Source organism: Marinospirillum sp., assembly GCF_014859565.1.
The window spans coordinates 22305-31145 of sequence record NZ_JACUUA010000023.1 but is presented as its reverse complement, the minus strand read 5'-3'; the positions used below and the strand labels follow the sequence as shown (position 1 = coordinate 31145).

The 8841-nt window shown below is 50.5% G+C and carries 8 protein-coding genes and 1 pseudogene; all 9 read right to left on the bottom strand.

Going from position 1 to position 8841, the window contains the following annotated elements; all coding sequences use genetic code 11:
• Positions 1–123 precede the first annotated feature (123 nt).
• Entirely contained in the window at positions 124–1695 is a 1572-nt protein-coding gene (locus IBX50_RS05375) for an ATP-binding protein (protein ID WP_292254046.1), read from the bottom strand.
• Positions 1696–1729: 34 nt separating this feature from the next.
• A pseudogene (locus tag IBX50_RS05370) lies at positions 1730–2180 on the bottom strand (ISAs1 family transposase); the annotation flags it as partial.
• 52 nt (positions 2181–2232) lie between these two features.
• Positions 2233–2694, bottom strand: coding sequence for a hypothetical protein (locus IBX50_RS05365; protein ID WP_292254045.1), 462 nt, complete (start codon positions 2692–2694; stop codon positions 2233–2235).
• The gene (locus IBX50_RS05360) at positions 2691–2993 is read right to left on the bottom strand and encodes a nucleotidyltransferase domain-containing protein (protein ID WP_292254044.1); all 303 of its coding nucleotides are present in this window, start codon (positions 2991–2993) and stop codon (positions 2691–2693) included. The genes IBX50_RS05365 and IBX50_RS05360 overlap by 4 nt, the downstream gene beginning before the upstream one ends.
• A gap of 116 nt (positions 2994–3109) precedes the next feature.
• A complete protein-coding gene (locus IBX50_RS05355; protein WP_292254043.1) occupies positions 3110–3919 on the bottom strand; it encodes a Wzz/FepE/Etk N-terminal domain-containing protein in 810 nt (269 codons plus the stop codon).
• 157 nt (positions 3920–4076) lie between these two features.
• Positions 4077–5738: a conjugal transfer protein TraF gene (gene traF / locus IBX50_RS05350; RefSeq protein ID WP_292254042.1), complete on the bottom strand. Its 1662-nt coding sequence runs from the start codon at positions 5736–5738 to the stop codon at positions 4077–4079.
• A 136-nt stretch (positions 5739–5874) separates the two neighbouring features.
• Positions 5875–6021 (bottom strand): tRNA isopentenyl-2-thiomethyl-A-37 hydroxylase MiaE, encoded by a 147-nt coding sequence (gene miaE / locus IBX50_RS05345; protein ID WP_292254040.1) that lies wholly within the window; start codon positions 6019–6021, stop codon positions 5875–5877.
• Complete coding sequence (gene lpxK, locus IBX50_RS05340) at positions 6018–7049, bottom strand: tetraacyldisaccharide 4'-kinase (protein ID WP_292254038.1); 1032 nt, start codon at positions 7047–7049, stop codon at positions 6018–6020. The genes miaE and lpxK overlap by 4 nt, the downstream gene beginning before the upstream one ends.
• A complete protein-coding gene (msbA, locus tag IBX50_RS05335; RefSeq protein WP_292254036.1) occupies positions 7049–8833 on the bottom strand; it encodes a lipid A export permease/ATP-binding protein MsbA in 1785 nt (594 codons plus the stop codon). The genes lpxK and msbA overlap by 1 nt, the downstream gene beginning before the upstream one ends.
• Positions 8834–8841: the final 8 nt, after the last annotated feature.

Here is an 8841-nt window from a genome sequence, read left to right as displayed (position 1 = left end):
GACCGCCTCTTCCTGCTGTTCATCCGTCATGCCATGAAACATGGGAATGCTGATGAGCGTCATGCCGCGCAGACCGATATTGGTCAGCCGGATAAAAATAGCTGAGTAGTCTGTCATGATTGCTTAAGCAGCACTGACTGTTTCCACTTCAAACACCAGGATCTGCCGTTGTTCGCGGGAGAATTCCACGCCAATCAGGTGCAGTTGCTGGCCACTGGCGCGGTATTTGTCGGCGTAGCCCTTGTCTTTGATCTGTTGCAGGGCGTTGCCTTGCACTTGTTCGACCACTTTGAATTCAAACAGGTAGATGTGACCATCGAAGGCAACTGTCATATCCACCTTGCCGTAGTTGCTGGCATCTTCTACGGTGACCTGCACACCCAGGGCGGCAAAGTGGCTGTAGAACACGCTGGCGTAGTGGCCTTCATACTGGGCAATGGGGTTGTTGCGGTACCAGTCGTGCGGTAAACCGGCAAACAGGGCTTTGAGGTGTTCTTCCAGGCCTTTTAAATCGTGTTTTTTCAGGTGAGTGAGCAGGCTACGACGCTCTCTCGGCCCTTCTTGCAGACCCAGTACCGGCAGCAGCACCTGGTTCAGGCTGGTTTCGACTTCCTGGTTGGGGTAACCCAGGGTGTAAAGGTGGTAGCCGGTTAAGGGTTCTTCGTGTTTCTGGATGGTCAGGTAGCCGGTTTGAAACAATAAGCCTTCGGTGCTGATGGCATCCACATCAAACTGACCCAGCAGCTGTTGTTCAGTTTCCATTTGATCCAGGCGTGGGGTGAAGATCCCGCGTTTCTTTAATACATCCACCAGAAAGGTGGGTGTAGCCGTTTCAAACCAGTAGGGTTCGAATACCCGCTCCTGAAAGAGCAGCAACAGATCAAAGGGGTTGTACACGGAGGTGGTTTCAGATCCGCCCCAGCGGTAGCCGTTGTACCAGTGTTTGATCTGGGTGCGATCCAGCCCCGCCAGTTCCGGTGTAAAAACCTGATCGATATCTTCATCCGTGTAGCCGCAAATACTGGTGTATTGAGCAGATAATGTGATATCTCGCAGGTTATTAAGGCCAGAGAACAGACTGACCTTGCTGAATTTGGAAACACCGGTCAGCAATACAAAGGCCAGGTGTTCGTCTGAGTCCTTCAGCACGCTATACAGGTTTTTTAAGCCTTCGCGTTGTTCGCGGGCTTTTTCTGAATCCAGAATGTTGTCCAGAATCGGCTTGTCGTATTCATCAATCAGCACCACCACTCGCTGGCTGTGGGTGCTGTGAGCCAGGCGAATCAACTCAGCAAACTCACCGGCAATATCGGTGGCATGATCCGGCTCAACACCTAACCGCTGCCGGTTGACGTACAACTGTTCTCGAATGCGCTGATCCAGCTGCTCACGGCTGGTCAGCACACCACTGCCAAAACTGATGCGGATGACCGGGTACTTTTTATTCCAGTCCCAGCGGTTTTTAATGTACAGGCCTTCAAATAACTGTTCGCGGCCTGAAAAGAGGCAGTCGATGGTATCCAGCAGCAGGCTTTTGCCAAAGCGCCGAGGGCGGGAGAGAAAATAATACTTGCCCTCTTCCACCAGCCGGTGAATGTGCGGGGTTTTATCCACGTAGTAGTAACCGTCTTCGCGGATGTCTGCGAAGGTCTGGATACCGATGGGAAGTTTTTTACGCGCTACTTTTTCGGACATGGTTCTGTCCTTCAGGGAAAATGCATGAAAACCCTTATGCTGCAAGGATTGTAGCCAGATAACTATCCATCATCCCTGCCTTCTTCTGCTTCCGCTTGATCCCAGCCTTGAAGCTGGTTTCGCTTTTCAGATAATTCATCGCAATATGCCTGATTCCAGCCAAATTCTCTGACGCCATACCTCGACGAATACGGCAGGCATCTTCATTCATCCCAACATCCAAGCACCAATGCAGCTTGGTTTCGATAAACCAGTGTTGGCGTGCGACATCGGCTAGTTCTCGCGCAGTCAGGTCTTTCGAGGTGATGTAGTAGCGAACGGTCGCATTGTCAGGAGTTTCGTCACCCTCTTGCCAGGGTATCCGCACTAGGAATCCCAGCTTCAAAATCACCATAAGTTCTTAAAAAATCGAGCTTGGCTTCACCAAAATCCTCAATTTCTTCCCAGCCTTCGGCACCACAGATTACGCCGCAGACCGTCATGATTGCTTAAGCCGCACTGTCCGTTTCCACTTCAAACGCTACGATTTGCCGTTGTTCAATAACGCTCTGCAAAGTGACTGACACTTTCCAGTATCGCTAACAACCTCTCACTGAGCTTAAAAGCTTTGTTGAGCAAGCTGGCCTGGATTTCCAGTTCTTCAGGGTAATCATGTGCAAACTGGTTACGCATTTCTCGTAATTCCAGCCATTCTTCAGCGGATTCAATAGCGCCAATTTTTTCCAGCCGGTTCAGTTTGTCGATAAAGGCTTTTAGCTCGCCTTGTTCTTGTGTTAATTCCAGTACTGCTGGCAATAATTTTGCTCCCATTGCGTCCTGCAACTTGGAGAAGCGCACGATGAATTGATCAAAAATCGCCAGATCTAAAGGGGTAAGCTGAGCCAGTTCGGCTGGTGTGAGCGGAAAGTGCCCTTTGATTTCTGCTATAGCCCAGCTCAAACGTTCGGCATGAGTCTGGCAGATATCCTGTGCTGCGTTATACCGGAGCCGGGGGTTCATAAGGGCACCCCCGTTTGCTGGGCAATCTGGTAGATCGGGAGTTGTGTCGCTGTTTTTCGGTTTATAACGAGGTCAATTTTCTGTTCGCCCAGCTGACGATGAAGTGCAACCAGGGCTTTTAATCGGGCTTCAACCAGCTGATCTGGTTGCATTGGTTCTGGCTCGATGTACAGGTCGATATCCCCACCTTTTGCCTGATCATCCACACGAGAGCCAAAAAGCATGATTCGGCTGTTCTGACCAAAGTGCTCTCGCAGGGTATTGCTGATGATGTTTTGCTGGCTTTGAGTCAATCGCATTGTTCTTCAGACACGCTACCGCCCCAAGGTTTCAGGCCATTCCTTAAGGCGCGGGGTTATTCCTGCAAGCAGCCATGCGGTGCACGACTGCTGTTGTTGGGTGACTAAACTGGCTGTTACTGCTGGTCTTCTTTTAAGCTTTGGCGTACACGAGCTGCAAATTCAGCAAAAAAAGCCGCCATAATACCGAGGATGCCGCCGAGCACTATACCAAGAGCCAGAATCAAAGATTTACCAACGCTCTTGGCTCGTTCACCTGCTGCTGCAACTTGAAGTACCTGACCCGGCTGTAAGGATTGCAGGCGATCCTCCAACGCAAATAAACGCTCAGTGTAACCAGCGATCATATCTGTTGCTTTTTCGCTTTCACTCTGCGCCGCTTGATCCAGCAGCTTCTGGGTGGTCTCGGTTTGTCTTTGCAGGCGTTCAACCGTTGTTTTAACGGCTTGCTGTTGCTGTTGCTGTAGAGCTTCGATTACCTGTTGATGTAGGTCTTCAATTTTTGCCTGTGATATCTCTGACGCTTCACTGCTCAGCAGAATCAGCAGTGTGTCTTTGGGGTTGTTGACTGCCAGTTTGAAGGGCATGGATTTTAAATTATTATCTATCTGATAAGCTCGACTGACATTCGGCCAATAGAGGTTTTGTGCCTGCTCAATCAGACTTTGCACGGCTTCCAAAGCTTCACCACGCTCTATCTCTGCAATTTTGTAGATGCTAGTGTAGGTATAATTCGGCTCACGGAGCAGTGCAAAAACCAAAGCCATAATCACAACCACTGTTGCCGTAACTAGTAATGTCCAGCGGCGTTTGATGAGTATTTTGGCAAGGTCAACCAAGGAGATTTCATCATCTGGATAGGGGTGAAACTGTGCATCCCGCTGCTGCATAGATTCTGGCAATTGAGTCTGATTTGTATTATTCATTGTACGATCGTTGTCGGTTGTGGTGTTGAGCTAAGGTGCAATTCTAGCATTCCCGCCATAGAGTACCAAGGCGCATTAACTTTTATTCAACAAAAAAGAGTGCCAGCGGCACTCTTTTTTGCTTACAAGATCAAACATTTACTGATCAGTCTAACTTTTAGAACTTCTCTTCAAAGCCCAGATTAAACCCGACATAACGGGGAATATCTGTTCCATCAAAACTGGAGCTTTCCAGCCCCATCGCCAAATCCATATTTATGATGCCAAACAGGGTGGTACCTGCATTAACGGTGCTGAGCTTTGTACCCGCCAGGTTTTTATTGTAACCAATACGGAAGGCTGGAACTAAAAAGCTCTGGCTGAAGTAACCGGCTGAAATACCCATATCTTGTGACTCATCACCCACCAGGTTTGTCGCAGTACCCAGAGTGAAATAGCCTTGCACAACCCAGTTGCGATTATCGGTGTAGTAGGCACCTTCCAGAACAGCATGGCGGGTCATAGACACTGAATCTGCTACTTTGGTTTTTCCCGCTACTTCTAAGCCTTGCAGTGCTGTCAGGGTTTCACCGGTCAGGTAGGTTGCCAGATCAGGGTAATCAAAGCTGGGTTCATTCAGGTTGTAGATGGTCAGACCAGCCTGAAAATTGTCATCATGCCACAACATGCCAACATCCAGACCAAGGGCAGTGGCGTTGGTGGTGTTGTCGGTAAAATCATCGGTCAGCTTATCGCTGGTGCTGTCATTATCGTTTGAGTTGTTTTCTGCCTGAATGGATACAAAGTTACGCGCCAGTTCGACTTGATACAGGTTAAGGCGGGCACCCAGTTCCAACTCACCTTTTGGCAGGGTCAGTTCACTCCAATTGGTAAGATTGGTGCCATAACCCAAACCCAGATGAGCCAGGGTTGCTGCCCGCACATCCAGACCAGAATTGGTGGTGAGCTTAGATTCAGATTGCAGAGTGGACGATGCTGGTGTAACTGACGCGGTCTTTACATTATAGTGTTTTTTAAGTGCTTCGATGGTTGCCTCATTACCGGCCAGCATTCCATTATTTGCCAGTAGGGTCTCTATGGCTGCTACCTTATCCGCATCGCTTTTTTCTGTGTCATCAACAATATCCTCCAGATCCGGCACAATACCAGCTACTTTGGTCAGATCCAGATTGATGGCACCAAATGATGTATTTCCAGCCTTAAAGGTAGTTTCCACACCAAAAGGTCCACCTAGAAAGCCACCTTTAAACTGCATGGAGGCAGAGGCATTTACACTGAAAGTACCGCGTGCTTTTTCACTGCGGATCAGGAAGGGTGTCAGTGGTGCCTGAATCTGGGTGCCAAAACGTATCTGACCACCTTTTTCCAGCTCTGCCAGCAGATTGTTATTCACCTCACTTGAGATGGCCTCAAGATAAGCCGCTTCCAGCTGACTCTCGGTTTGATTATTTCTTTCAACATTCGGATAACGCTCAGCAAGGCGCTGTTTACTGGATGGAAGATTAATCGTATCCACAGCATCCATATCATCAACCAGATTATCAATGACCAGATCCAGGTCATCCACTTCACCCAGCTCCAGATAACCACCTAGATTACTCAGGTAACCAAAGCGCATTTTTTCATCCTGTTTAATCAGGATGGAGTTACTGGCCGGGTTGTGTGAGCTGGAATGAATACTGGAACGGTTGGATACACCACCAATCGTTGCTGAGTAACCAGGGCTAACTAAGGATTGGTTGGCAGAGGCAGTTACAGCAGCAAAAGGCAGGCTAAGTGCTGCCAGTGCCAGGGCGATACGCGTTGGTTTAAAGGTCATAATGTTTCCTCTTTCTGATCGGTCAGGTTCAGGATTATCAGGTTTCCTATAAGGCTTATAGCATAAACCTTTGACCCTTTACAGGGGCTTAGCTTTATCTTTGGTCGGCACACCTGAATGAAATCTAAACACGCTATCATGGCTGCTGCTGCGGCTTTTTTTCACACTGGGCATGGTCGATTAACAAAATATCCATTTGATCCAGCGCGGCATCCACCCAGGCTTGCGGGGTGCGGCATTTTAAAAAGGCTTCAATTTGTGGTATGGCGGGGGCTTCAATCATGGTCTGGGCTTCTGTTGCAGTGTATTAAGCTTGTTTTGCAGGGCATCCAGCAGGGTTTGCGGTAAGTCAGCCTGCACTTCCACCACCCAGTGACGTGTGTTCAGCCAGGGTTTAAGTTTTACCGCATCCTTGGCGGTCATCAGGATGGGTTGCTCGCCGGGCAGATTCAGCAGGCGGGCATCCATCGTTGCATGGTCTTTTAACGGGTGTTCAATCACATCCAGCCCTTGCTGCCGCAGTTGATCAAAAAAACGCTGTGGGTTACCGATACCGGCCAGGGCATGTACCTGCTGACCGGATTTGAATGGCATGTCGGTTTGCGTCTGACCATCACCACAGCGCCAGCCGGTTTGTTGCAGGCGGTAGTGGATCCAGCGTTGATCTACGGCAGGGCAATCCGCTGGCAGGGGTACGGTTAACTCACCCTGGCAGAGAATAAAATCGACACTGTTTAAACGCTTGGTTGTTTCTCTTAATGGCCCCACCGGCAGGCAATGTCCGTTGCCCAGTCCACGAGCACCATCCAGCACCACCAGTTCGATATCCCTTTGTAATGCCAGATGTTGCAAGCCATCATCTGCTAACAGCAGGTTACAGCCTTGTTCGACCAACAAGCGGGCAGCTTCCGGGCGGTTTGGATCAACAGCGACCGGCAAGCTGGTTTGTTGTGCCAGCATCAGGGGTTCATCACCCACTGCTGCCGGATCACTGCTGGCCGTAACCAGTAAGGGGTAGTGGCTGGCTTTACCGCCGTAACCCCGGCTGATGATGCCGGGTTTCCAACCTTGTTGACAAAAATAATCAGCCAGTGCTGCTACCACTGGAGATTTACCACTGCCGCCCACGGTGAGGTTACCGACAATCACCACCGGCACACCGGGGTGGCTGGATGGCTTTTTGCCTTGTTGGTAAGCCTGTTGGCGCTGCTGCATTGTATGGCAGTAGAGCGCCTCCAGAGGTGCCAGCAAACCCAGAACACCTGGATTTCTGGCATACCAGTGTTGTTCCACCCATTGCTGCAGCTTCATTACTGGGGTGTCACCTGTTCGTGAAACTGCATCTTGTGCAGCATGGCATAAGTACCATCCTTCTGAATCAGTTGTTCATGGGTGCCGGATTCCACGATCTCCCCTTCTGCTACCACCAGAATTCGATCAGCTTTTTCGATGGTGGATAAACGGTGGGCAATCACAAAGGTGGTGCGCCCTTGCATCACATGCTCCAGCGCCTGCTGGATGTAGCGTTCTGATTCGGTATCCAGTGCCGAAGTGGCTTCATCCAGAATCAGGATGGGGGCGTTTTTCATGATCGCGCGGGCAATGGCGATACGTTGTCTCTGACCACCGGACAACAACACACCATTATCACCGACCAGGGTATCCAGCCCTTGCGGCAGTTTTTCTGCAAAGTCCATCACGTAGGCTGCTTTGGCGGCGGCTTCGATGGCTTTACGATCTGGATTGCTGATGCCATAAGCGATGTTGGCCGCCAGGGTGTCGTTAAACAGGGTGACCTGCTGGGTGACGATGGCAATCTGCTGACGCAGGCTGCTGAGTGTCAGTTCTGCAATCGGAATGCCATCCAGTCGGATCTGCCCCTGTTCCAGTTCATAAAAACGCGGAATCAGGCTGGCCAGGGTCGATTTACCACTGCCGGAGCGTCCGACCAGCGCAATCATTTCACCCGGCTCTACTTTCAGGTTGATGTTTTTGAGTACCTGGGGTTGATCGGCGCCATAACTGAAACTGACCTGATCAAACTCCACCCGCCCTTCGGCACGATCCAGGGTGCGGGTGCCTGAGTCCGGTTCGGTGGGTGCATCCAGAAAGGCAAACACATCCTGAGAAGCTGCCAGCCCCTGCTGGATGGTATTGTTAATCTCAGTCAGTTGGCGCAGGGGTTTAGCCATCAAAGATGCAGCGGTTAAAAAGGCAATGAACTCACCGGGTGTCATGTCGCCCATCAGATCCGGCGACAGCGCCAGCCACACCAGAAAACCCAGTGCCACGGCCACAATCAGCTGCACCACTGGGGTGTTGATGGCTTTGGTGAGTGCCATTTTCATGGCTTGTTTGCGGTTGTAATCACTGGCGTGCAGAAAACGCTGGTATTCAAATTCACTGCCACCGTAACTGCGCACCACACGGTAACCACTGATGGCTTCGGAAGCCACATGGGTGACATCCCCCATGGACCCCTGAATACGACGGCTGATTTTTCTGAAGCGTTTGCTGGCATAGCTCACCGTCACCCCGATGATGGGTGTTACAGCAACAAACACCAGTGCCAGTGCCCAGTTGACCCAGACCAGATAGGTCATCAGCCCGATGACAAACAGACCTTCACGAATCAGGACGGTAATGGCGTTGGTGGCGGCTCCGGTGACCTGCTCGACGTTATAGGTCAAACGCGAAACCAGATGCCCGGATGAGTTGTGGTCATAAAAACGGGCGGGTAATACCAGAAAACTTTTGAACAGATCCAAGCGTAAAAAGTGCACTACCTGACGTGCCACATGCGCCATAAAATAAGTACCCAGAAAGGTACCCACCCCACGCATGGCAAAAATTCCCACTACCAGCAGCGGGAAAAACAGGCGTTTGCCATCCATGCCATCTTGTATGGAATCCACCAATAGCTTCATCACATGGGCAAAAGCGGTGCTGGAGGCAGCATAAATGGCGTACCCCAGTACGCTGAGCATAAATGCCACCCAGTAGGGACGAACATAACTCAGCAGGCGTTTATAAATCTGGGCGCTGGTTTGTTCTGTAATCTGGCCGGGCTGTGAGGAGTGGTTATTGTCGGTCACTGATGTCT

Coding starts and splice junctions, on each gene's coding strand:
- IBX50_RS05360 (WP_292254044.1), bottom strand. CDS start 2,993: ATGCGATTGACTCAAAGCCAGCAAAACATCATCAGCAATACCCTGCGA.
- lpxK (WP_292254038.1), bottom strand. CDS start 7,049: ATGAAGCTGCAGCAATGGGTGGAACAACACTGGTATGCCAGAAATCCA.
- miaE (WP_292254040.1), bottom strand. CDS start 6,021: ATGATTGAAGCCCCCGCCATACCACAAATTGAAGCCTTTTTAAAATGC.
- traF (WP_292254042.1), bottom strand. CDS start 5,738: ATGACCTTTAAACCAACGCGTATCGCCCTGGCACTGGCAGCACTTAGC.
- IBX50_RS05375 (WP_292254046.1), bottom strand. CDS start 1,695: ATGTCCGAAAAAGTAGCGCGTAAAAAACTTCCCATCGGTATCCAGACC.
- IBX50_RS05365 (WP_292254045.1), bottom strand. CDS start 2,694: ATGAACCCCCGGCTCCGGTATAACGCAGCACAGGATATCTGCCAGACT.
- IBX50_RS05355 (WP_292254043.1), bottom strand. CDS start 3,919: ATGAATAATACAAATCAGACTCAATTGCCAGAATCTATGCAGCAGCGG.